At 63.2% G+C, this 22,700-nt stretch carries 19 protein-coding genes; 12 read left to right on the top strand and 7 right to left on the bottom strand.

Annotated features, from left to right (window positions below; all coding sequences use genetic code 11):
- The first annotated feature begins 3 nt into the window (after nt 1-3).
- From xdhC to KUV39_RS15065, 5 genes are all read left to right on the top strand, one after another.
- Nucleotides 4-957: a xanthine dehydrogenase accessory protein XdhC gene (gene xdhC, locus KUV39_RS15085; RefSeq protein WP_222460188.1), complete on the top strand. Its 954-nt coding sequence runs from the start codon at nt 4-6 to the stop codon at nt 955-957.
- Nucleotides 954-2,471, top strand: coding sequence for an ABC transporter ATP-binding protein (locus tag KUV39_RS15080; protein ID WP_222460187.1), 1,518 nt, complete (start codon nt 954-956; stop codon nt 2,469-2,471). The genes xdhC and KUV39_RS15080 overlap by 4 nt, the downstream gene beginning before the upstream one ends.
- A 120-nt stretch (nt 2,472-2,591) precedes the next feature.
- A complete protein-coding gene (locus KUV39_RS15075; protein ID WP_037302688.1) occupies nt 2,592-3,674 on the top strand; it encodes an ABC transporter permease in 1,083 nt (360 codons plus the stop codon).
- A gap of 1 nt (nt 3,675) precedes the next feature.
- A complete protein-coding gene (locus tag KUV39_RS15070; RefSeq protein WP_008561847.1) occupies nt 3,676-4,596 on the top strand; it encodes an ABC transporter permease in 921 nt (306 codons plus the stop codon).
- Between the two features lie 70 nt (nt 4,597-4,666).
- A complete protein-coding gene (locus KUV39_RS15065) occupies nt 4,667-5,743 on the top strand; it encodes a BMP family ABC transporter substrate-binding protein (protein WP_008562595.1) in 1,077 nt (358 codons plus the stop codon).
- A gap of 172 nt (nt 5,744-5,915) precedes the next feature.
- On the opposite strand, the gene KUV39_RS15060 is transcribed toward KUV39_RS15065, so the two are convergent.
- Complete coding sequence (locus tag KUV39_RS15060; protein ID WP_222460186.1) at nt 5,916-6,527, bottom strand: CDP-alcohol phosphatidyltransferase family protein; 612 nt, start codon at nt 6,525-6,527, stop codon at nt 5,916-5,918.
- Nucleotides 6,528-6,676: 149 nt separating this feature from the next.
- Between KUV39_RS15060 and KUV39_RS15055 the strand changes: the two genes are divergently transcribed.
- The 6 genes from KUV39_RS15055 (at nt 6,677) to KUV39_RS15030 (ending at nt 12,303) form a co-directional block, all read left to right on the top strand.
- Nucleotides 6,677-7,642: an aldo/keto reductase gene (locus KUV39_RS15055; RefSeq protein ID WP_046211356.1), complete on the top strand. Its 966-nt coding sequence runs from the start codon at nt 6,677-6,679 to the stop codon at nt 7,640-7,642.
- On the top strand, nt 7,639-8,757 hold the full coding sequence (locus KUV39_RS15050; RefSeq protein ID WP_222460185.1) for an NAD(P)/FAD-dependent oxidoreductase: 1,119 nt from the start codon (nt 7,639-7,641) through the stop codon (nt 8,755-8,757). Before KUV39_RS15055 ends, KUV39_RS15050 begins: the two co-directional genes overlap by 4 nt.
- Nucleotides 8,758-8,829: 72 nt before the next feature.
- Nucleotides 8,830-9,525 carry a DUF938 domain-containing protein gene (locus KUV39_RS15045; RefSeq protein WP_222460184.1) on the top strand — a complete coding sequence of 232 codons (696 nt, stop codon included), beginning with the start codon at nt 8,830-8,832 and terminating at the stop codon, nt 9,523-9,525.
- Between the two features lie 97 nt (nt 9,526-9,622).
- On the top strand, nt 9,623-9,958 hold the full coding sequence (locus tag KUV39_RS15040; RefSeq protein WP_008562377.1) for a carboxymuconolactone decarboxylase family protein: 336 nt from the start codon (nt 9,623-9,625) through the stop codon (nt 9,956-9,958).
- 230 nt (nt 9,959-10,188) lie between these two features.
- Nucleotides 10,189-11,433 (top strand): class I SAM-dependent methyltransferase, encoded by a 1,245-nt coding sequence (locus tag KUV39_RS15035; RefSeq protein WP_222460183.1) that lies wholly within the window; start codon nt 10,189-10,191, stop codon nt 11,431-11,433.
- A 111-nt stretch (nt 11,434-11,544) separates the two neighbouring features.
- Nucleotides 11,545-12,303: an LEM-3-like GIY-YIG domain-containing protein gene (locus KUV39_RS15030; RefSeq protein WP_222460182.1), complete on the top strand. Its 759-nt coding sequence runs from the start codon at nt 11,545-11,547 to the stop codon at nt 12,301-12,303.
- Between the two features lie 62 nt (nt 12,304-12,365).
- Here KUV39_RS15030 and KUV39_RS15025 read toward each other — a convergent pair whose 3' ends face one another.
- From KUV39_RS15025 to KUV39_RS15000, 6 genes are all read right to left on the bottom strand, one after another.
- Entirely contained in the window at nt 12,366-14,873 is a 2,508-nt protein-coding gene (locus tag KUV39_RS15025) for a GcvT family protein (protein WP_008562445.1), read from the bottom strand.
- Between the two features lie 635 nt (nt 14,874-15,508).
- The gene (locus KUV39_RS15020) at nt 15,509-16,543 is read right to left on the bottom strand and encodes a VOC family protein (RefSeq protein WP_244998393.1); all 1,035 of its coding nucleotides are present in this window, start codon (nt 16,541-16,543) and stop codon (nt 15,509-15,511) included.
- Nucleotides 16,544-16,630: 87 nt separating this feature from the next.
- Nucleotides 16,631-17,146 carry a hypothetical protein gene (locus KUV39_RS15015; RefSeq protein ID WP_222460180.1) on the bottom strand — a complete coding sequence of 172 codons (516 nt, stop codon included), beginning with the start codon at nt 17,144-17,146 and terminating at the stop codon, nt 16,631-16,633.
- A 179-nt stretch (nt 17,147-17,325) separates the two neighbouring features.
- The gene (locus KUV39_RS15010) at nt 17,326-18,729 is read right to left on the bottom strand and encodes an FAD-binding oxidoreductase (RefSeq protein WP_050673945.1); all 1,404 of its coding nucleotides are present in this window, start codon (nt 18,727-18,729) and stop codon (nt 17,326-17,328) included.
- A 241-nt stretch (nt 18,730-18,970) separates the two neighbouring features.
- Nucleotides 18,971-20,773, bottom strand: coding sequence for a gamma-glutamyltransferase (gene ggt, locus KUV39_RS15005; protein ID WP_222460179.1), 1,803 nt, complete (start codon nt 20,771-20,773; stop codon nt 18,971-18,973).
- Between the two features lie 151 nt (nt 20,774-20,924).
- Nucleotides 20,925-21,911 carry a 2-hydroxyacid dehydrogenase gene (locus KUV39_RS15000; protein ID WP_008561080.1) on the bottom strand — a complete coding sequence of 329 codons (987 nt, stop codon included), beginning with the start codon at nt 21,909-21,911 and terminating at the stop codon, nt 20,925-20,927.
- Nucleotides 21,912-22,162: 251 nt separating this feature from the next.
- On the opposite strand from KUV39_RS15000, the gene KUV39_RS14995 reads away from it, so the two are divergent.
- Entirely contained in the window at nt 22,163-22,699 is a 537-nt protein-coding gene (locus KUV39_RS14995; protein WP_008561729.1) for an SH3 domain-containing protein, read from the top strand.
- Nucleotide 22,700 lies beyond the last annotated feature (1 nt).

Here is a 22,700-nt window from a genome sequence, read left to right as displayed (position 1 = left end):
GCAATGGGGTTCGACCTACAGGATCTGAGCCGCCAGATCGCGGCGCATGGGCCGGTGGTGCGGGTGGTGATTGCCGCCATCCGCGGCTCCTCCCCCCGCGAGGTGGGCGCCGCCATGCTGGTCTGGGACGGCGGCCAATCCGGCACCATCGGTGGCGGCACCCTAGAACATGAGGCCGCAGATGCCGCCCGCCGCCAGTTGCAGACCGGCAACCGCCGCCTGCAGACCACCCGTGCGCTTGGCCCCGATCTGGGCCAGTGCTGCGGTGGCTCTGTCACAGTGTGGAGCGAAATCTACAGCGCCGATGACCTCGGTGATCTGGACACAGACATCATCCTGCGTCCACTGGATCGCAAAGGCGCAGACACCCCGCCACTGGCACTACGCCGCCAGATGGGGCTCGCCCGCAGCCAGGGACAGCGCCCGGAACCGCAGCTCAGCGATGGCTGGTTTCTGGAACCCGTGCACCGCCCCGACACCCCACTGTGGATCTGGGGGGCGGGCCATGTCGGCCGCGCCCTGGTCGATGTTCTGGCGCCTCTGCCTGATCTCGACATCACCTGGGTCGATACCGGGCCCGAGCGGTTTCCGCCGGATGTGCCGGGCCATGTCACGGTTTTGCCCGCTGCTGATCCTGCGCTTTTGGTCAGCCATTGCCCTGAAAATGCACATCATTTGGTGCTTACCTATTCCCATGCGCTGGATCTGGCGCTATGCCACGCCCTGTTGCAGCGGGGGTTCTCCTTTGCCGGGTTGATCGGATCTGCGACCAAATGGGCGAGATTTCGGTCGCGGCTGGCGGATTTGGGGCATCGCCCTGACCAGATCGCAAGGATCACCTGCCCGATTGGGGATCCTGCCCTCGGCAAACATCCGCAGATGATTGCGGTCGGGGTGGCGGCAGAGCTCTTGCGCATGGGCGCCACAGACGAGTTGAAGAAGGACAGACGCGCGTGACACACCCTCTCCTGAGCCTGCAGGGCCTGACCAAGGCCTATCCCGGAGTGGTCGCCAACGACCAGGTCTCCTTTGATATCGGCGCAGGAGAGGTTCACGCCCTGCTTGGCGAAAACGGCGCCGGGAAATCGACCCTGGTCAAGATGATCTACGGGCTGGTGAAACCCGACAGCGGCACCATGCTGTTGCGCGGGGAACCCTATACCCCAAGCGAGCCGCGTCAGGCCCGCGCCGATGGCATTGCGATGGTCTTTCAGCATTTTTCGCTGTTTGACGCGCTGAACGTGGCGGAAAACATCGCCCTTGGCATGGAAAACCCGCCCGCGATGCGGGATCTGGCAAGCCGCATCCGCGAGGTTTCGGAAACCTATGGCCTGCCGCTTGATCCCTATCGCACGGTTGGCGATCTCTCAGCAGGCGAACGCCAGCGGGTCGAAATCATCCGCTGCCTGCTGCAAGATCCCAAGCTGCTCATCATGGATGAGCCCACTTCGGTTCTGACCCCGCAGGAGGTGGATATCCTGTTCCAGACCCTGCAGAAGCTGCGCTCCGAGGGCACCTCGATCCTGTATATTTCCCACAAGCTCGAAGAGATCCGCACCCTGTGCGATCACGCCACCATCCTGCGACTGGGCAAGAATGTGGGCGAATGTGTCCCGGCCGAGACCTCGGCGCGGGATATGGCCGAAATGATGGTGGGCACAGCGCTGCAGACACCCGAACGATCAGGCCGCGCCTTTGGCGATGTGGCGCTGGATATCACCGGGTTGTCGGTGCCTGCTCCATCGGCCTTTGGCACCGCGCTGAAGAATGTCCATCTCACTGTTCGCAAAGGGGAAATTCTTGGCATTGGCGGGGTTGCAGGAAACGGCCAGGACGAGCTGCTTGGCGTTTTGTCGGGCGAGACGCTGACCACCGACGATGCGGTCAAGCTGGAGGGCGCGCCGGTCGGCCACCTCGGCCCGGTTGCCCGCCGCCGCCTCGGCATTCTCGCAGCACCCGAGGAACGTCTGGGCCATGCCGCAGCCCCGGATATGAGCCTGACGGAAAACGCCATGCTGACCGCCGCCACCCGCGAAGGGCTGGCGAGCCGGGGGTTTCTCAAATGGGGCCTGGCGCAGGAGTTTGCCGAAAAGGTCATCGAGCGCTTTGACGTGCGCACCCCTGGTCCGCAAAACGCCGCCCGCTCGCTGTCGGGGGGCAATCTGCAGAAATTCGTCATCGGCCGTGAGGTGCTGCAAAGCCCCGAGGTTCTGGTGGTGAACCAGCCGACCTGGGGCGTGGATGCCGCCGCCGCCGCCGCGATCCGCCAGTCGCTGCTGGATCTGGCCGCGGGCGGCACCGCCGTGATCTGCATCAGCCAGGATCTCGACGAGCTGATGGAGATCGCCGACAGTTTTGCCGCCCTGAACGAAGGCCGCCTGAGCGCACCCCGCCCCACCGCGGGGCTGAGCGTTGATGAAATCGGCCTGATGATGGGTGGCGCGCATGGGATGGAGGTTGCGCATGTCTAGCGCAGCGACCCTGCTGATCCCCACCAAGGGCCGCGTGTGCGGGTCGGTCGGGACTGTGAGTATTTTTGGAAAGATGACAGGCACGCAGGCACAGATCTGCGACCGGGGGGAACAACAACAATGATCCGGCTAGAAAAGAGACCACAGCCGTCGCGTGTCTGGTCGATGGCAACGCCGCTGGTGGCGGTGCTGGCGACCATGATTGCAGGCGGGCTATTGTTTGCGGCGCTTGGCAAGAACCCGGTCGAGGCGATCCGCACCATTTTCTGGGATCCGCTGTTTGGCGAATTTGCCTTTTACTACCGTCCGCAGCTTTTGGTGAAGGGCGCGCCCCTGGTGCTGATCGCCATCGGCCTGTCCCTGGGCTTTCGCGCCGGGATCTGGAACATCGGCGCCGAAGGCCAGTATATCATGGGCGCCATCTGTGGCGCCGGTGCAGGCCTTGCGTTTTATCCCGCGGATTCTGCGCTGATCTTTCCCCTGATGGTGGTGGCCGGCGCGCTTGGCGGCTGGGCCTGGGCGATGATCCCCGCTGTGCTGAAGACCCGCTTTGGCACCAATGAGATCCTGGTCTCGCTGATGCTGGTCTATGTGGCCGAGCAGTTCCTGGCCTCGGTTTCGCTTGGCCTGTTGAAAAACCCCGAAGGCTTTGGCTTTCCCGGTTCGCGCAACCTGCAGTCCTGGGACGCCGCCCATAATGCCGAGCTGATCACCGGCACCGGCATGCACTGGGGCGTTGTGGCGGCGCTGATTGCGGTGATATTTGCCTATGTGCTGCTGAACCGTCACATGCTGGGCTACCACATCCGCCTGAGCGGCGAGGCCCCGCGTGCCGCACGGTTTGCAGGCGTGAACCCCACCCGGCTGGTGCTGTTCTGCCTTGGCACCTCTGGCGCGCTGGCGGGTCTTGCGGGCCTGTTTGAGGTCTCTGGTCCCTCTGGTCAGATCTCCATCGATTTCAACGTGGGCTACGGCTTTACCGCGATCATCGTCGCCTTCCTGGGCCGGTTGCACCCCGTGGGCATCCTGCTGGCCGGGGGGCTGATGGCGCTGACCTACATTGGCGGCGATATCGCGCAGTCCAACATGGGCCTGCCTTCGGCGGCGATCCAGGTGTTCCAGGGGATGCTGCTGTTCTTCCTGCTGGCGCTGGATCTCCTGACCAATTTCCGCATTGCGCTCAGCAAACCCGAGGTGGTGTGACATGGATCTTTCTGCAATCAATCCCGTCCTGCTGGTCGCCTCACTGATGGTGGCGGCCACACCGATCCTGATCGCCGCGATCGGAGAGCTGGTGGTGGAGAAATCAGGCGTTCTGAACCTTGGCGTCGAAGGCATGATGATCACCGGCGCCATCGCAGGTTTTGCCACCGCGGTGGAAACCGGCTCCCCCCTGCTGGGCTTTTTTGCGGCCGCCTTTGCCGGGGCTGCGCTGTCGGTGCTGTTTGGCTTTCTGACACAGATTGCGCAGGCCAATCAGGTGGCGTCGGGTCTGGCGCTGACGCTGTTTGGCCTGGGGCTGTCGGCCTTGATGGGACAATCCTATGTGGGGGTGAAACCGCCGCAGATGAGCGACATCCACATCCCCGTCCTCAGCGATCTGCCGGTGGTTGGCCCGATCCTGTTTGGCCATGACATCATTCTCTATTTCGGCATCGCGCTCACCGCCGCGGTCTGGGCGCTGCTGAAGTTCTCGCGCGCCGGGCTGGTGCTGCGCGCGGTGGGGGAAAACCACGATGCCGCCCATGCGCTTGGCTACAAGGTGATCCGTATCCGTCTGATGGCGATCCTGTTTGGCGGCGCCTGTGCGGGCATTGGCGGCGCCTACATCAGCCTCATCCGGGTACCGCAATGGACCGAAGGCATGACGGCTGGTGTTGGCTGGATCGCGCTGGCGCTGGTGGTCTTTGCCAGCTGGAAGCCCTGGCGCGCGCTGCTTGGTGCCTATCTTTTTGGCGGCGTCACCGTTGTGCAGCTCAATCTGCAGGCCGCAGGCGTTGCCATCCCGGTCGAGTATCTGGCAATGTCGCCCTACGTGATCACAATTATCGTGCTTGTTATCCTTTCCGCGGACAAGAGCAGCGCACCCGCCGCCCTTGGCCGCAATTTCCACGCCTCCCGCTGATCTGGCGGGGGTCGCTCATCGTCCAGGGCCCTCTCCTGGGCGTAACAACCAAAACGGGGAGTCCGTAAAGATGAAATTGAACAAACTGCTGACCAGCGCCGCTGTGGCGTTTGGCCTGGCAACCGGCGCCGTGGCCGCAGATGACAAAACCAAAGTCGGCTTTGTCTATGTTGGCCCGGTGGGCGATGGTGGCTGGACCTACGAACATGATCAGGGCCGCAAGGCCGTGGTCGAGGAATTCGGCGACAAGGTCGAAACCGTCTACGTCGAAAACGTGGCCGAAGGCCCCGACGCCGAGCGCGTCATGACCCAGATGGCGCTGGAAGGCGCGGATCTCATCTTCACCACCTCCTTTGGCTACATGGATCCAACCATCAACGTTGCCAAGAAATTCCCGAACGTGAAGTTCGAGCACGCCACCGGCTACAAGCGCGCTGACAACGTCTCGACCTATTCTGCCCGCTTCTACGAAGGCCGCGCCGTTCAGGGCCACATCGCAGGCCAGATGACCGAGAGCAACATCATCGGCTATATCGGCTCCTACCCGATCCCCGAAGTGATCCGCGGCATCAACTCTGCCTATCTGCACGCCAAGGAAGTCAACCCCGACGTTCAGTTCAAAATCGTCTGGGCCTTCACCTGGTTTGATCCTGCAAAAGAAGCTGACGCTGCCAAGGTCCTGATCGAACAGGGCGCAGACGTGATCCTGCAGCACACCGACTCCACCGCGCCGCAGGCCGCCGCTCAGGCCGCAGGCAATGTGATCACCTTTGGTCAGGCCTCGGATATGGCGGAATACGGCCCCAAGCCGCGCGTCTCCTCCATCATCGATGACTGGGCGCCTTACTACATCGCCCGCACCAAGGCGGTTATGGACGGCACCTGGGAAAGCAGCGACACCTGGGACGGCATCGGCGCCGGCATGGTGAAAATTGGCGAGATTTCCGACGCTGTTCCGGCAGAGATCAAAGCCTCTGCCCTGGCGCTCAAGGCTTCGCTGGCAGATGGCAGCTACCACGCCTTTACTGGCCCGATCAAGAAACAGGACGGCTCTGACTGGCTGGCAGACGGCGAAACCGCCGATGACGGCACCCTGGCCGGCATGAACTTCTACGTCGAAGGTCTTGAAGGCGACATCCCGCAATAAGCGGCTCGCACCGTCTGACTGATGAAACAACACGAAAGGCCCGCCTCCTCTGGCGGGCCTTTTTCGTGGGGCCATGACCGGCCAGCGGCGATGGCAGACGTCGCAGGGGCCCATGCCCTTGCCCCGTCATCTTTCCATAAATACTCAAATTCGGGGCGCGCGGCGCAGCACCTCAGTCGCGGCGAAACACCCGCAGCGCCAGCAGCACGCGCGAGCCCGCAGTCACCAGACACAGCGCGCCAAAGACCCAGGCCATGGGGGCAAACCATGCAGGCAGCAGACACAGGAGCACGAAAAAGCCGATGGTCTCTGCCCCTTCCAGCAGTCCGCCAGTGAAATAGAGCGTTTTGACGCCGCGCGCATCGCTCTTCATCTTGTGCTTTTCCGCCAGCACCGCGTAGCCCAGAAAACTGGTGCCATTCACATAGAAGGTCATCAGCAAAAACGCCCCGGCGACGCCGTTTTGCACAGGATCGGCCAGCACAAAGGCAAGCGGCACCGCGCCGTAGAACAGGAAATCGCAGGTGATATCAAGATAGCCGCCAAAGTCGCTGGGCTCGCTGGCGCGCGCCACCGCACCGTCCAGACCATCGGCCAGCCGCGACAGAAGCAACGGCAGCAAGGCCAGCGCAAACAGGCCACAGGCGATCATCACCGCCGACAGCAACCCCAGCGTCAGCCCCAGCAATGTCACCTGATTGGCACTGATACCTGCGCGCGCAATCACTGCGCCCTGGGCGTTCAGAACCGGATCAATCAGCGGGCGGATCTTTGAATCAAACATATCTGTCCCTACTCCGAGCCCGGTGTCATTGCCATTCACGATTGCGCCACGGCTTTGAAACAGGCCAGCGCGCGCCTGCGGTGATTTTGCACAACATATGGGATTTTTGGGGCTTTTGGTTGCTGCGAACTCATGCCACGCTCTGCGCCATGAACACCGATTTGATCAGCCTGGATGGCACCCCCGCAAGCGCCCTTGCCTTTGGCACCATGCAATTTGGCGGCCGCGCCGACGCCGCCCAATCAGCCGAGATGTATGCCGCCTGCCGCGCTGCAGGCATCACCCATTTCGACACCGCCTGGGTCTATACCGACGGGCGCAGCGAAGAGATCCTGGGCCAGTTGATCCGCGACGCGCGTGACAGTCTGCTGATCGCCACCAAGGTTGCCTATACCGGTGGTGCGGGCGCCGAGAATATCCGCCGCCAGCTGGATCAGTCGCGCGCGCGGCTGGGGCAGGATATGGTCGATATCCTGTATCTGCATCGCTACGACGAAGACACCGATCTGCGCGAAACGCTTGCCACACTGGCAGAGCTGCGCGCGGCGGGGCAGTTTCGCTATCTCGGCCTGTCGAACTTTGCCGCCTGGCAGGTGATGAAGACGATCATGATCGGGCAGGAATTTGATCTGCGCCCGGCGATCCTGCAGCCGATGTATTCGCTGATCAAACGTCAGGTCGAGGTCGAGATCCTGCCGATGTGTGCCGATCAGGGGATTGCCGTTGCGCCCTATTCTCCGTTGGGCGGCGGGATGCTGACGGGGAAATACGCTGCGGGTCTTGCGGGCGACACGGCCGCGGGCAGCAGCCGGGGGCGGCTGGATGATGATCCGCGCTACCGCGAACGCTATGGCCAGCCCTGGATGCTGGACAGCGCGCGTGCCCTTGCGGATCTGGCCGCAGAGCTTGGGGTAGAGCCTGCGAGCCTCGCAGTGGCCTGGGCGGCAGGCTATGGCGCGCAGGTGACACCGATCATCTCTGCCCGCTCCCTGGAGCAGCTGCGCCCGTCGCTGGCGGCGCTGGAGATTGACATGACGCCCGCGCTTTATGAACGGATTTCGGCGCTGTCGCCGCGCCCTGCCCCGGCAACTGACCGGTTGGAGGAACAGGCATGAGCGATCAGATCCTTGATGTGATCATCATTGGTGGCGGGCTTGCCGGGCTCAGCGCCGCAGCCGCGCTCAGCCCTCTGCGCAGCACCCTCGTGCTGGAGAGCGAAAGCGCGCTCGGCTATCATTCTTCCGGGCGTTCTGCCGCGATGTTCGAGGCCCATTACGGCCCCGGCCCGGTGCAGGTGCTGACACAGGCCAGCGAGGCCCATCATCGCAGCAATGGCTATCTCAGCCCGCGCGGCATGATGCTGGTCGCAGGCCCCGATCAGGCAGAGGAATTTGCCGCCGATTGTGTGAGCCTGTCGCTGACAGAGATTCCCGTGGAACAGGCGGTGCAGATGGTGCCGGTTCTGAACCCCGCCGCGGTGGGCTTTGCCGCCTATCACGACACAGCCGAGGATCTGGATGCCGACCGTCTGCTACAGGATTTTGCCAAGGTCACGCGCAGCCACGGCGGGGTGATCCGCACCGATGCGCAGGTTACGGCGCTGCAGTATGCTGCCCCTGACGGTATGTGGCAGGTCGACATCACCACTGGATCAGGGGCCGCGCGCAGCACCGAAACCCTGCGCTGCCGCAGTGTCGTCAATGCCGCCGGTGCCTGGGCCGATGAAATCGCCGCGCTGGCGAATATTGCCCCGATTGGGTTGCAGCCCAAACGCCGCTCCATGGCGCGGCTGCCTGCCCCCGGTGGCCATGATGTCACCACCTGGCCGATGATCATGGGGGTGGGCGAATGCTGGTATGCCAAGCCGGACGCGGGCAAACTGCTGGTCTCCCCTGCCGATGCCGATCCGGTCGCGCCCCATGATGCCTATGCCGATGACATGGTGCTGGCCGAGGGGCTGGCCCGCTACGAAGAAATGGTCAGCGAGCCCGTGACGCGGGTGGAACACAACTGGGCCGGTCTGCGCAGTTTCGTCAGCGACGGCGTGCCGGTGATGGGTCCCGATCCGGATCAACCCAGCTTTGTCTGGTGCGCCGGTCAGGGGGGCTATGGCGTGCAGTCCTCACCGGCTGCCGGGCGGTTGATTGCCGCTTTGATGACAGGCGCGGCACCGGAGATTGACGCGGCCACTTTGGCCGCTCTCAGCCCGGCACGTCTGCGCGGGGTGTAACCGGTCGGGCAAGCGGGCCAATTCCAAACGGCCCGACACACATGAGCCCGACACATATGGAAAGGACAAACAATGGCCGTGAGATCCGTCCCTGGCGCAGCCTCTGTCGTGGCCCCGGCTGATGACGCGACCTCGCCCAAGCTGTTCTCTCCCTCTGCCGCGCGCAACCTTGCGCCGCTTGCAGATCTGATCGCCGCGATTGCCCCTGCCGCGCGCCCGGACCGCCCCCAGCCCAAGGCGCTGGAAATCGCCAGCGGCACCGGTCAGCACATCACGGGCTTTGCCGCGCGCTGCCCGCATATCCTGTGGCAACCAAGCGAGGTCGATCCGCTGCGCCGGGCCAGTATCGATGCGCATGTGCGCGATCATGTGAGCAATCAGGCGAGCCCAAACATTGCCCCGGCGCTGCATCTTGATGCCACCGAAACCGACTGGCCCGCAGGGCTGGGGCGCTATGATCTCATCACGTTGTGCAACCTCCTGCATCTGATCAGCGCGCCCGAAGCCAGAACCCTGATTGAAGGTGCCGCGCGCCATCTGGCGCCGGGGGGTCGGCTGATGATCTACGGCCCGTTCATGCGCGCCGGAGAGCTGACATCCGAGGGCGACCGCAGTTTCCACGCCAAGCTGACCGCCCATGACCCCGACGTGGGCTACAAGGATGACTTCGACGTCATGGACTGGATGCAGGCCCAAGGGCTGGAGATGGCAGAGGTGGTGGAGATGCCCGCCAACAATCTTGCCCTGATTGCGGAAAAACCGGCCTGAGCCGCCCCAAAACCGCATCCGGCTGATCGAGATCAAAGTCCGGGACCGGGTGTCGCCTTACGCATTCCATTACCTGAATGTGAAAGGACCCCACATCATGAACTGGCATGACAAACTCACCCAGACTCGCGACCGGCTGCGCCGGCTGAACCGCGCCATTCCCCAGACCGCGCAGGCCTTTGGCGGGCTTGGCAAAGCAGTCAAGGAGGGGGGCGTTCTGGAGTTCAAGCAAAAGGAATTCGTGGCCCTTGGCATCGCGGTCGCGCTGCGGTGCGAGGACTGTATCGGCCTGCATGTCGAGGCCCTTGTGCGGGCGGGCGCCAGCCGCGAAGAGCTGGGCGATGTGCTGGCCATGTCGATCCAGATGGGGGGCGGCCCATCGATGATGTATGCCTCAAAGGCGATGGCCTGTTTTGACGAGCTGACCGCCTGATATCGCGCCTGTCTTGGGTGCCGGGTCGGGCCACTGATGGTCCCTGGCCCGCCCCCCTTCACCCGGCCACGGCAGAGCGTAGACTAAAGGCCCCACAAAAAGCCCAGAGCCAGCAGACCAACCGGGGCGCCCCTGCCACAACAATGCCCGGTTCCCTTTACCGAAAATTAGATGCGAATGCCCAATAGTCGCCGCAACGCATTTGCCTCAAAACAAGGGAAAATTGAAAGTTGCTTGAAAATCAGACGCCTGCCCCTTCCCCGATGCCTGCCTCGCCCGCCCAAAGCCCCGCCGCCGCTGTCGATGCCGACCATCTGGTCGCATTGGCCAAGGCCACATCTTTGGGGGATGGCGGCCTGCAAACCGCGCGTCTGCTGAATGAGGCGCTGGCGCTTGACCCCCAGCACCACGAGGCCCAGATCCTGCGCGAACGGCTTTATCAGACCTTTGTGCCGCGCTGGCATTTTCCGATGCTGGCCGATCAGGCCCGCAATCAGGCCTATGCCGCGGCCATTGCTGCCAAGGTGCGCCCCGGTGACATCGTGCTCGACATTGGCTGCGGTGCCGGGCTGACCGCCATGCTGGCCGCGCGGGCCGGCGCGCAGCACGTCTATACCTGCGAACAGCAACCCCTCATCGCCGAAGCCGCCCGTCAGGTGATCGCCCGAAACGGGCTGGCGGATCGGATCACCGTCATCAGCAAATGGTCCCATGAGATTGTCATTGGCAGCGACATGCCGGAGCCTGCGGATGTGGTGATTTCCGAAATCGTCGATACGGTTCTTCTGGGCGAAGGCGCGCTAGCGACGCTGACCCATGCGATGGGTGCGCTGGCCAAACCCGGCGCACGGGCCATTCCCGAAACCGGGCGTCTGCTGGCACAGCCTGTCGAGGCGGCGCATCTGGCGCAGCAGTGGCAGCCGCAATACGCCGAAGGCTTTGATCTCAGCGCCTTTCACCATTTCGCCAATGTGGCGCAGATCACTCCGGGGGAGTTTTCCGCCAGCCCGCCGCGCTCGCTTGGCCCGGCGCAGGAGCTGTTCACCTTCGACTTCACCCGCCCCAGCATCGATCCCGGCCACAGCCAGCGCAGGCTGACCTGCGCCATGCCCGGCACCCTGCATGCGGTGCTTGTCACCTTCGAGATGCAGCTGGCAGAGGGCATCGCGGTCAACAACGGTCTGGCCTCTGATGGTCACTGGGGGCGCACCGCCTATCTGACGGAGACCCCATGTGTGGTCAAAACCGGCGCGGTGGTGTCGCTCACCGCGCAGCATGACGCCGCGCAGCTGAGCCTCAGCATCGACAGCACCCGCCCCGCCGCAGCCGCCCCCCAACCCGCGCAGGACAGCGACGCCGCCATCTGGCTGAACCCCGCCTGGGCCGTCCCGCAGGACACCACAGGTCCCTGGCTGCCCCCTGCCCCCTCCCCCGAGGGCCGCCCGACCATCCCCTCGCAGGCGGCCTTTCACTAGGCGGGGCGACATGAGAACAAAGGCGGGGCCACCCTCCCCGCCTTTGTCTTGCAGGAAGGTTTGGGCTTGAATTACTTTCACGTATTTCAAAATTCCAAGAGCACACAGAGCATGAGTAACACCAGTTTTAGCCCTTCAGTTTGCAACGATTTAGGGAATTACGTTTACCGTCTGATCGACCCACGCAACGGGGAAACGTTCTATGTTGGCAAGGGGAGAGGAAACCGAGTCTTTGCCCACGTAAACGCCGCCCTGACGCTCGAAGCCACTGAGGACCAAACCAGCGCCAAGATTGAGCGAATTCACGATATCCGCCGAAGTGGGCTGGAAGTTATCCACGTCATCCACCGCCATGGCGTGCCAGATGAGGCGATTTTTGAGGTCGAGGCCGCCCTTATCGATGCTTACTCCGGGTTGTCCAACATTGCAGGAGGTCATAACAGCAATGACCGGGGCCCAATGCACGCGACCCAAATTATTGACAAATACGACCTTCCGGAAATCGATTGGGAACCAGAACACAAACTGGTCCTCATCAACGTAAATAAATTTGAGTCATCTGGACGCGATGCACTCTACCAACAGGTTCGTTTTTCGTGGCGCATTGATCCCCGCAAGGCGGAAAAAGCCGATTATCTCCTTGCAGTTGTACGCGGGGTTGTGGTTGGAGCATTTGAAGCGGATACGTGGCACCCAGCGACACCGGAGTTTTTTCCAGAGATTGAGCACCCCGACGCCAAGCGACACGCCTTTATTGGACGACCGGCATCTGATGAAATTTGGACACTTTACTGCGGAGAGCGAGGCAAACGCATCGCCGTCGACAAGATGAAACACATCCAAAACCCAATTCGGTATTGGAATATCTAAACCCCTTCCCTCCAACGAAAAAAGCCCCGGCGCGGTGCCGGGGCTTTTGTTTTTGGTCAGGCTTAGCCGTTGACGCGGATGGTTTCGTTCTTCGGATCGTAGGGGCTGTCGCAGGTGACGACGGCGTCCCACAGTTTGTCCTGGATCTTCACCTTCAGCTTGGTGCCTTCCACCGCCATTTCAGGCTTCACGTACCCCATGCCGATGGATTTCTCGAAGGCGACCGAGTAGCCGCCGGAGGTCAGACGGCCCACACGGGTGCCATCCTCGGCATAAAGCGCCTCTCGACCCCAGGGATCGGCATCTTCCGGGCCGTCGATCAGCAGGGTGCAGCACTTCACGCGGACGCCGGTTTCGACCAGCTTGTCCTTGCCGTGGAAGTCCTTCTCCAGATCAACAAAGCGCGGCAGGTCGGCTTCCAGCGGGGTCGCGTCGCGGCCCAGCTCGTTGCCGAAGGCGCGGTAGGATTTCTCCTGGCGCAGCCAGTTCTGGGCACGCGCACCCACCAGCTTCATGCCATGCTTCTCGCCGGCTTTCTCCAGCAGGTCGAACAGGTAGTTCTGCATCTCGATCGGGTGATGCAGTTCCCAGCCCAGCTCACCGGTGTAGGCCACGCGGATCGCGTTGACCGGGCACATGCCCAGTTCGATCTGACGAGCCGACAGCCAGGGGAAGCGCTTGTTGGACAGTGCGGTTTCCGGATCTGCGTCGACGATCACCTCTTTCAGCACATCGCGGGACTTGGGGCCTGCGATGGCGAAGACGCCCCACTGGGTGGTCACGTCCTGGATCTCGATGTAGCCGAATTCCTCCATCTTGTCCTCAGCCGCCTTGCGCAGGAAGTCGGCGTCATACTCGGACCAGGCACCGGCGGAGACGAGGTAGTAGTTGTTCTCGCCGTTGCGCACGATGGTGTATTCGGTGCGGGTGGTGCCGAAGGCTGTCAGCGCGTAGGTCAGGTTGATGCGGCCGACCTTGGGCAGTTTGTTGCAGGTGAACCAGTCGAGGAACTGGGTGGCACCGGGGCCTTTGACGACGTGCTTGGTAAAGGCGGTTGCGTCGATCAGACCAACGCCTTCGCGGATTGCCTTGGCTTCGTCCACAGCGTGCTGCCACCATTTGCCACGACGGAAAGAGCGGCTCTCTTCGTCGAAGTTTTCAGGCGCATCCACGGGGCCGAAGTAGTTCGGGCGTTCCCAGCCGTTGACCCAGCCAAACTGTGCGCCGCGCGCTTTCTGGCGGTCGTAGGCGGGGGCGGTGCGCAGCGGGCGGGCTGCCGGGCGCTCTTCGTCCGGGTGGTGCAGGATGTAGACGTGCTCATAGCACTCTTCGTTCTTGCGGGCCGCGAACTCGGTGGTCATCCAGTTGGAGGAGTAGCGTTTCGGGTCGAGCGACGCCATGTCGATCTCGGCTTCGCCATCCACCATCATCTGCGCCAGATAGTAGCCGGTGCCGCCAGCGGCGGTGATGCCGAAGGAGAAACCTTCTGCCAGCCACATGTTGCGCAGGCCCGGTGCCGGACCAACCAGCGGGTTGCCGTCGGGGGTGTAGCAGATCGGACCGTTGAAGTCGTCTTTCAGGCCGGATTCGGCGCAGGAGGGCACGCGCTCTGCCATTGCCATGTACTGGTCGGCAATCCGGTCCAGATCCAGTGGGAACAGGTCGGCGCGGAAGCTGTCGGGTACGCCGTGTTCGAAACGTGCAGGCGCGCCGTGCTCGTAGATGCCGAGGATCCAGCCACCGCGCTCTTCGCGGGCGTAGGATTCATTGTCGGCGTCACGGATGACCGGGTGCTCCGGGTTGCCGGCTTCGCGCCATTTGACCAGCTCGGGGTCCTGATCCATGACGATGAAAGTGTGTTCAACCGGGATCGCAGGCATCTTGATGCCCAGCATCTTGGCGGTGCGCTGTGCGTGGTTGCCCGATGCGGTCACGACGTGCTCTGCGGTGATGACCACCTGCTCGTCGCTCTCGATGAGGTTGCCGCCTTTTTCCACCATCTTGGTGCAGGTGACTTCCCAGTGGGTGCCGGTCCAGTGGAAGGCATCGGCCTGCAGTTTGCGGTGGATTTCAACGCCGCGCTGACGAGCGCCCTTGGCCATCGCCTGGGTCACGTCTGCGGGGTTAATGTAGCCATCTTCGGTGTGGTAGATCGCGCCTTTCAGGTCGCCGGTCTCGATCAGCGGCCAGCGTTCCTTGATCTGCTCGGGGGTGAGCCACTCGTAGTCCACGTCGCAGGTTTCCGCGGTGGAGGCATAGAGCATGTATTCGTCCATGCGTTCCTGGGTCTGCGCCATGCGCAGGTTGCCCACCACGGCGAAACCCGCGTTCAGGCCGGTCTCTTCCTCAAGGGTCTTGTAGAAATCGACCGAGTACTTGTGGATGTGGGTGGTCGCATAGGACATGTTGAACAGCGGCAGCAGGCCAGCTGCGTGCCAGGTCGAGCCGGAGGTCAGCTCGTCCCGCTCGATCAGCATGACATCGTCCCAGCCTGCCTTGGCCAGATGATAGGCAATGGATGTCCCGACGGCACCACCGCCGACGACCAATGCTTTGACTTGGGTTTTCATGGGCCCGATCTCCCGAATAGATGACTCGTTGCACGGAGTTATGCCCGGCCTTGCGGTTTCGCTCCAAATCCATCCGACCCAAAACATGACAAAACCGACCTAGGGTCGCCCAGAATGGCGGTTTCTGGGGGGATCTGACGGATTTGAGGGAAAGCGTTGCGGGTTTGGCCTCTGGTTTTGCACCAGTTTGTGCCCCGCCACAGCAGGAGATTCCCGGCGTCGCCGGGTGCGGGCACGTGGCCCAGGCGTCGGTGTCTGACGTGCCGTTGGGTATTCGGTCTGTCGGCCAGTCTGCGTTTCCAGATGCCGGGGCCATGCTGTGTAATGAGGCCCCGGAGCGGGTAGAATAAGAAGGCGGCGCCGCCCATGGGCGGAAGGTGGATGGGGGTTGCCCCCATACGCGGGATATCAATCATGCGTGCCCCTGCCAAAGGGCCCGTTTCCTTGGGGTGACAGACGTGCCAGGCCTGCCAGAGATCGCGATCCTGACCAATATGGCAGAGCCATCCAAAGCAATTCCGACCACAGCGTGCGCAGCTATGGCAACACCCCTGCCCCCGGATCTGGCACCGGACCTGGCTATGGATCTGGCTATCGATCTGGCCGCGGGGTCAAACCTGCCCGCACCAAGGCGGTCAAAAGAGGCCCAACGCCGCGCCGATCATCCAGAGGCTGAGGCCAATCCAGGTCGCAGACAGGCCCCAGAACAGCAGCGGATTGCGCTGGCGGTCCACGGGGTCAATGAAATCCGCCCGCCCCGCGCGCAATGCGGACCAGCTCCACAGCAGAAACAGGATCCCCCAGAACAATGGCAGTTCCATCACCACGGCGAGCCAGATGCAGAGCAGGCCAAGTGCCGCACGCCAGGGCCGTGGGCTGTGGTCGGTTGCGGGGGCGGCTGTTGCCCCGGCAGGATCGCCCGCCGCCTGTACCATGAACGCCGCCCCCTGACTGTCCGCCGCCATCAGGCGGCCATCCTGCAGATCCCTGGTGATTTCTCCCCCGATGCGCTGCACCGCGCTGCGCGCACCATCCAGCGAGGGCACGGCAAAACAGGGCATCCAGTAGCGGAATTTGCCACGGATCGTCTCTGGCACCTCTTCGGCCTGCGCCACAAGGCTGCCGTCGGGGTGGCGGATGTCATAGACCGGCCATGGGGTCTCTGCGATCTTGTGAAAGCTCCAGCCGAACAGCGCCCCGTAGAACCCTTCGATCAGGGTGATATCGGGCACGTGGTGATACCGGCGCAGCACCTGACCCGGAGTGGCCTGATGCGGCGATAACTGCGGTGCGGGCGCCATCAGGGTGCTGCCCTGAACAAGGGTGAACCCGGCCCCTGCCGGATCCCGTACAAGCGCGATGCGCGTTGCCCCGTCAAAGTCATGCGGCTCGATCTCGATGATGGTGCCGGGGTGGCCGCGTGCGATGTCGACGGCCTTGTCCAGATCGTCAACCTGCACATAAGACATCCAGAAGGAGGGCATGTCGATCTTGGCCAGAAACTCCGGCATCGGGAAAACAGCCGCAGCCGGATCGCCGTTTTGCGTGGCAAAAGCGTAGGTTGTGTCCTGCTCAAATCGCCAGCCAAAGAGGGTGCTGTAGGCTGTCTTGGCCGCAGCCATGTCGTAGGTGGACAGGTCCGTCCAGGTGAAATGTCCGACAGAGGTCATGTCGTCTCCCATATGCAAATTCATCCCGCAGCTAGCACGGGCCAAACGGACAAATCTTGCGGAGTTGGTGGTGGCAGGGCGCTGGGGTCAATCGCAGCTGAGCGTGCTGCCGCGACGAATGCAGATCCCGACGCTGCGCGCCGTGCTGCCGTTGCCGAACGCCTGACCGCTGCGGCGCGCAGGGGCGGCGCCATCCGCCCCCAACAGGCCCTTCACCGACTGAAACAGATCGTCTTGAACTGCGGGCATATTGCGCGCGACGCCAGAGCCTGCGGCAGACACCATGCTGCCGATGAGCCCTGCTCTTTCGTCTGCGGGGGCAAGGCCGGTCTGCGGCAGATGCGCCGCGATGCGGGGGCCGGTGGTTTGCGACCTGGTCGCCTGGGCATGGCCGGGTCGGGTTTGACCGGGATGCAGCGGGTCGCGGGGCGCGGTATGGGTTTCGTCAGCCTGCCCAAACCGCAGGCGCACGCTGGAGACATAATCGCCCACGCTCAGATCCTGCCACTGGCCAAACGGGTCGCGTGACTGGCGTTCATAGTCGACAGCGGCGATGATTGCGGCACAGACAAGGGCAAAGGCCGCCACGCTTTTGATACTCATACCCGGATCCCCGACTCGTCCCGCATTGATCCCAACCTGATGCCACACCGTTTTTGGAGGCTCTGCCCGAGCCCCCTTAGTTAAGACGCCTTAACCAGCAAATCAGGCGAGAGTTGGGCCAAGCGGGCAACCACGGGATGATTTCTGTCCTACCGGCCCCTGCTGGCGCAGCAGGCGGGTCACATTTCCAGGATCTTGCCGGGGTTGAGGATGTTTTCCGGGTCCAGCGCTGCCTTGATCGCGGCCATGTAGCGGGTGGTGTCGCCCAGCTCTTGTGTCAGGTAGGGGCGTTTGCCCTGCCCGATGCCATGTTCGCCCGTGCAGGTGCCCTCCATCGAGATTGCCAGCTCGTTCAGCCAGCCGACGTAGGTGTCTGCCTTTGCGCGCTCTTCTGCGCTGTCCATGTCGATCAGCAGCAAGGCGTGGAAATTGCCGTCGCCCACATGGCCCACCATCGGCGCCAGCAGGCCCATGTCTTCGGCTTTGGCCCGTGCGGCGCTGACACATTCCGCCAAACGGGAGATCGGCACGCAGACGTCGGTAGAGATACCCTTGGCGCCGGGTCGCAGCTGCAGGCAGGCCCAGTACATGTCATGGCGCGCTTGCCACAGCTTGCTGCGCTCCTCGGCGGTAGAGGTGGCCGCGATGTCAAAGCCTCCGAACTCTTCTGCGATGGAGGCAAACATATCCGTTTGCTCGACAACACCGGCGTCGGAGCCGTGGAACTCCAGCAGCAGCAGCGGCACCTCGGGCAGGTTGAGACCGGAATAGGCATTGGCCGCGCGCACGCTGAGCGCATCCAGCAGTTCGATGCGAGCCACGGGAATGCCGTATTGAATGGTCATCATCACCGCCCGGCAGGCATCATCGACGCTGTTGAAGGCACAGCGCGCCGAGCGGATCGCCTCAGGGATGCCCTGCAGACGCAGGGTGAGTTCGGTGATGAGGCCAAGCGTGCCTTCGCTGCCGACCAGCAGCCGGGTCATGTCATAGCCTGCCGACGACTTTCGGGCCCGCTGCGCTGTGCGGATCACGCCACCGTCGGCCATCACCGCCTCAAGCGCCAGAACATTGTCCTTCATCGTGCCGTAGCGCACGGCATTGGTGCCAGAGGCACGGGTTGCTGCCATGCCCCCGAGCGAGGCATTGGCACCGGGATCGATGGGAAAGAACAGGCCCTGATCGCGCAGATAGGTATTGAGCTGCTCACGGGTCACACCGGGCTGCACCACCACATCCAGATCCTCCGGGTGCACGGCGAGGATCTTGTCCATTTTCATCATGTCGATGCAGATCCCGCCAGCGGGCGCGTTGACGTGTCCCTCCAGCGAGGTGCCGGTGCCAAAGGGGATAACCGGAACGCCATGTTCGGCGCAGGTTTTGACGATCTCGCTGACCTCTGCGGCTGAGGTGGGAAAGACCACCGCATCGGGGGCCTGATTGGTGATCCAGGTGGTTGTGTGGCCGTGCTGTTCGCGGATCGCTTGGCCCGTCTGCAGCTGGTCGCCAAACCGCGCTTTCAATGTGTCGATGGCAGCGGCGATTCCCGCCTCGTTGCGCGGCAATGTGGTGGCTTGCACCATGGTTCTGTCTCCCCCCCTCAGGCCCGGCTGGATGGGCCGGACATTTCACCTGTTAACCTAAGGTCCGGCAATGGGGTTGGGCAATACCCAGTAGCGGGTATCCCGCAGGCTGGCGGAGATTTACCGCCGCACCTGCGTCAGATGGCCCGCCCCCGCTGGCCGGGGGCGGGCAAGAAGCAGGCGGGGCGCAGATCAGACCCCCAGTCTGCCCCCCAGTCCGTCCCTCGGGCAGCCCACCAAGTCAGCCGCCCAGGGCGATACCCTCGCGGCGGGGATCAGCGGCGCCTTTCAGCCCTTCACCGATTTCGATCACATGCAGGCCTGAGGTCAGATCGCGGGTGTTCACCTCGAACCCCATCTCGCTCAGCGGCTGTTCAAGGGCTGTGGCCTCGGTGCCGGCTTCAAGATCATAGGTGCCAAAGCGGTTGACCAGATGCGGCAAGCCGACGGCCTGCTGGACATCCATCCCCCAGTCAGCCCAGGCGACGATGGTCTTTGCCACATAGCCGATGATGCGGCTGCCACCGGGCGAGCCGACCGCCAGCGCGGGTTTGCCGTCCTTCAGAACGATGGTCGGCGCCATGGAGGAACGCGGCCGCTTGCCCGGTTCAAGCCGGTTGGCAATCGGCACCCCGTCGCGATGCGTCCGGAAGGAGAAATCGGTCAGTTCGTTGTTCAACAGGAACCCCGCCGCCATCACCCGCGAGCCAAAGCCGTTTTCGATGGTTGTCGTCATCGACAGGACGTTACCGTATTGATCCACGATGGAGATATGCGAGGTCGAGGGAAATTCGATCGACTCGTCATCTGCAAAATTCAGGGCGTGATCAAAAGCGGGATTGCCCGGTGCCACCTCTGGCAGCGCATCGTCCCCCGACAGCAGGTTTGCCCGGTCAGCCAGATAGTCCTGTGCCACCAAGCCCTTGGTCGGCATTGGGACGAAATCGCTATCGGCCATGTAGCGGCCACGATCCGCAAAGGCGAGACGCGAGGCATCGCCGATCAGCCGCCAGGCCTCGGGATTGTCAGCGCCAAGGGCTGCGAGATCATAGTTGCCCAACATGCCAAGGATCTGGCCCACGGTCAGCGCCCCGGAGGACGGCGGCCCCATGCCACAGGCCTCGAATGCGCGGTAGGTGACACAGACGGCGGGGCGTTCCTTGACCTGATAGAGAGCCAGATCCATCGCCGACAGCAGCCCCGGATTTCCCTCTGCCCCGCGCACTGCAGAGGTGATCGCCTCTGCGACGGGACCGGTATAGAACCCCTGCGCGCCATCGCGGGCGATATGGCGCAGCGTGTCGCCATAGGCGGGGTTGGTCAGGGTTGCCCCCTCTGCCAAGGGTGTTCCACCCGGCAGGAAATAGGCGGCGGTCTCAGGCCAGCGCGACAGGCGGTCAGCGTCGCGTTCGATCAGACCGGCCAGACGTGGCGACACGCTAAAGCCGCCATCAGCCAGCGCAATCGCGTCCTCGAACAGGCTGGGCCAGTTGGCCTGTCCCCAGCGCCGGTGCGCGGCCTCCATCAAGGCAGGTGTGCCCGGTGTGCCGACAGAGCGCCCGCCGACAACGGCATCAAAGAACTTCATCGGTTCGCCGTTTTCGTCCTGAAACAGACGTGGCGTGGCCGTCAGCGGCGCGGTTTCGCGACCATCCAGCGTGGTCACTTCGCCGGTTTTGGCATCATACCAGACCAGAAACGCACCACCGCCAAGGCCGGAGGATTGCGGCTCTACCAGACCCAGCACGCTTTGCACGGCGACCATCGCATCTGCGGCCGTGCCACCTGCCTTCAGCACCTTGGCCCCGGCAGCAACCGCATGAGGATTGGCTGCGGCCACCATCCAGTTGTCGGCCTGCACCGGTGTCCCTGCGGCCTTGGCCTGCAATGCGGCGGCGACCTCTGGGCTGATGTCGGAAAACTCTGCCGCAACGGTTGCAGCGGCACCTTCCGGGGCAACGGCGTCGGCGGCCTCCTGCGCCATGGCGGCGCCTGCAGTGGCACCGGCGGCGAGCATCCCCAAAACAACGGCTGAATAGCGCATGATCCTCTCCCTGATTTTTGTGAAATGACAGCAAATATGATGCCATTCACCTTAGAGGAGAATTCCGCGCTGAGAAGGAAAAAGGGCAAGGCCCCCTGCACGGTTCCGCATCACTGGCGGATCCCCGCAAAGGGCCACTGCTGCCGCTTCCTCACAACATCGAGGGCACAACCTGATCCGGCGGTCGGTGGCCGTCTTCGAAGGTCTTGATGTTCAAAAGGACCTTTTCGCCCATCTCAAGGCGGCCTTCGATGGTGGCAGACCCCATATGCGGAAGCAGCACCACGTTTTCCAGCTCGCGCAGGCGGGGGTTGATGTCCGTGCCGTGCTCGTACACGTCGAGCCCGGCCCCCGCGATTTCACCGGCCCGCAACATCCGGGTCAGCGCGTGTTCGTCGATCACCTCTCCGCGGGATGTGTTGACGATCACCGCGTCGGGTTTCAGCAGCTTGAGCCTGCGGGCGTTCATCAGATGAAAGGTCGAGGGGGTCGAGGGGCAGTTGATGGAAATCACATCCATACGGGCCACCATCTGATCGAGGCTTTCCCAATAGGTGGCCTCGAACCGCTCTTCGATCTCAGGGCGCAGGCGGCGGCGGTTGTGGTAATGCACCTGCATGCCAAAGGCCCCGGCGCGGCGCGCCACAGCCTGACCAATGCGCCCCATGCCGAGAATTCCCAGACGGCGCCCGGCCAGACGCCCGCCCAATAGCGCCGTGGGCGACCAGCCTTCCCAGTCGCCTTTCTGCATGATGGCGAGCCCTTCGGGGATACGGCGCACAACGGCCATGATCAGCGCCATCGCCATATCGGCAGTGTCATCCGTCAAGACACCCGGGGTGTTGGACACCAGAATGCCGCGCTGGCGGGCGGTGGCGACGTCGATATGATCCACACCTGCGCCATAGTTGGCGATCAGCTTCAGCCGCTCTCCGGCCTGGCCCAGAAGACCTGCATCGATGGTGTCGGTGACGGTTGGCACCAGCACATCGGCGTCCTTGACTGCGGCGGTCAGCTCGGCCCGGCTCATGGGGGTGTCATCGTCGCGCAGACGCACATCGAACAATTCGCTGAGCCGGGTTTCCACCGGTTCCGGCAACCGTCGCGTTACGACAACACTCAGACGTTCTCTTGCCACTGCTGGTCTCCCTCACCATTGCAATTCTTGTTCCTTTTGGCATCGTGGCTCAGGACGCGGGCAGGCACAAGAACCATCCCGCGCACCGGTCCATCTGACGCGGTTTTCTTTCAGGCAAAGGTGCAGACCCGGACGCAGATCGCGGGCAGATCACCGGGGCGGTTGCGTCCCTCACATAAGAAACCCGCACCCCCATCAGCCAGACCGGTCACAGCAGGCATGACACAGCGTCAGAAAGAAGCGAGCAGGCAGTGAACACAACGAAGGCATCTTTTCTGCGGTCCGCGTTGGCCGCATTTTGCGTGACCCTTGCAGGTTTTGGCGGCGCAGCCGCACCCGGCGTGGCGGAGGCCAAGGAAGCCCGTGGCCCGGTGACCAATCTGCCCTTGCCCCGTTTCGTGTCGATGAAAGCCGCCGAGGGCAACGTGCGCCGTGGTCCCTCGCTTACGCATAAGATCGACTGGGTGTTCAAACGTCGCGGCATGCCGCTGGAGATCACCGCCGAATACGGCCACTGGCGACGGGTCCGCGACCGCGATGGTGCGGGCGGTTGGGTGCATTATGCGTTGTTGTCCGGGGCGCGCACCGTGCTGGTCGAGGAAGACATGCTGACCGTCCGCGCCCGTCCCGAAGTGAATGCCCCGGTCACTGCAGCCTTTGAAATGGGCGTCGTTGCACGCCTTGGCAAATGCCACCTTGATTGGTGTTCGATCTCTGCCGGTGGCTATCGCGGCTGGGCGCCCAAGGAAAAGCTGTGGGGCGTGGCCCCGGACGAGCTGCGCGACTAGG

The organism is Phaeobacter italicus, from assembly GCF_019801785.1.
Classification (GTDB): Bacteria; Pseudomonadota; Alphaproteobacteria; order Rhodobacterales; family Rhodobacteraceae; genus Phaeobacter; species Phaeobacter italicus.
The sequence above is the reverse complement of the archived record's forward strand: the minus strand, read 5'-3'. Positions and strand labels throughout refer to the sequence as shown.

Coding starts and splice junctions, on each gene's coding strand:
- xdhC (WP_222460188.1), top strand. CDS start 4: ATGGGGTTCGACCTACAGGATCTGAGCCGCCAGATCGCGGCGCATGGG.
- KUV39_RS15075 (WP_037302688.1), top strand. CDS start 2,592: ATGATCCGGCTAGAAAAGAGACCACAGCCGTCGCGTGTCTGGTCGATG.
- KUV39_RS15070 (WP_008561847.1), top strand. CDS start 3,676: ATGGATCTTTCTGCAATCAATCCCGTCCTGCTGGTCGCCTCACTGATG.
- KUV39_RS15065 (WP_008562595.1), top strand. CDS start 4,667: ATGAAATTGAACAAACTGCTGACCAGCGCCGCTGTGGCGTTTGGCCTG.
- KUV39_RS15060 (WP_222460186.1), bottom strand. CDS start 6,527: ATGTTTGATTCAAAGATCCGCCCGCTGATTGATCCGGTTCTGAACGCC.
- KUV39_RS15055 (WP_046211356.1), top strand. CDS start 6,677: ATGAACACCGATTTGATCAGCCTGGATGGCACCCCCGCAAGCGCCCTT.
- KUV39_RS15050 (WP_222460185.1), top strand. CDS start 7,639: ATGAGCGATCAGATCCTTGATGTGATCATCATTGGTGGCGGGCTTGCC.
- KUV39_RS15045 (WP_222460184.1), top strand. CDS start 8,830: ATGGCCGTGAGATCCGTCCCTGGCGCAGCCTCTGTCGTGGCCCCGGCT.
- KUV39_RS15040 (WP_008562377.1), top strand. CDS start 9,623: ATGAACTGGCATGACAAACTCACCCAGACTCGCGACCGGCTGCGCCGG.
- KUV39_RS15030 (WP_222460182.1), top strand. CDS start 11,545: ATGAGTAACACCAGTTTTAGCCCTTCAGTTTGCAACGATTTAGGGAAT.
- KUV39_RS15025 (WP_008562445.1), bottom strand. CDS start 14,873: ATGAAAACCCAAGTCAAAGCATTGGTCGTCGGCGGTGGTGCCGTCGGG.
- KUV39_RS15020 (WP_244998393.1), bottom strand. CDS start 16,543: ATGACCTCTGTCGGACATTTCACCTGGACGGACCTGTCCACCTACGAC.
- KUV39_RS15015 (WP_222460180.1), bottom strand. CDS start 17,146: ATGAGTATCAAAAGCGTGGCGGCCTTTGCCCTTGTCTGTGCCGCAATC.
- KUV39_RS15010 (WP_050673945.1), bottom strand. CDS start 18,729: ATGGTGCAAGCCACCACATTGCCGCGCAACGAGGCGGGAATCGCCGCT.
- ggt (WP_222460179.1), bottom strand. CDS start 20,773: ATGCGCTATTCAGCCGTTGTTTTGGGGATGCTCGCCGCCGGTGCCACT.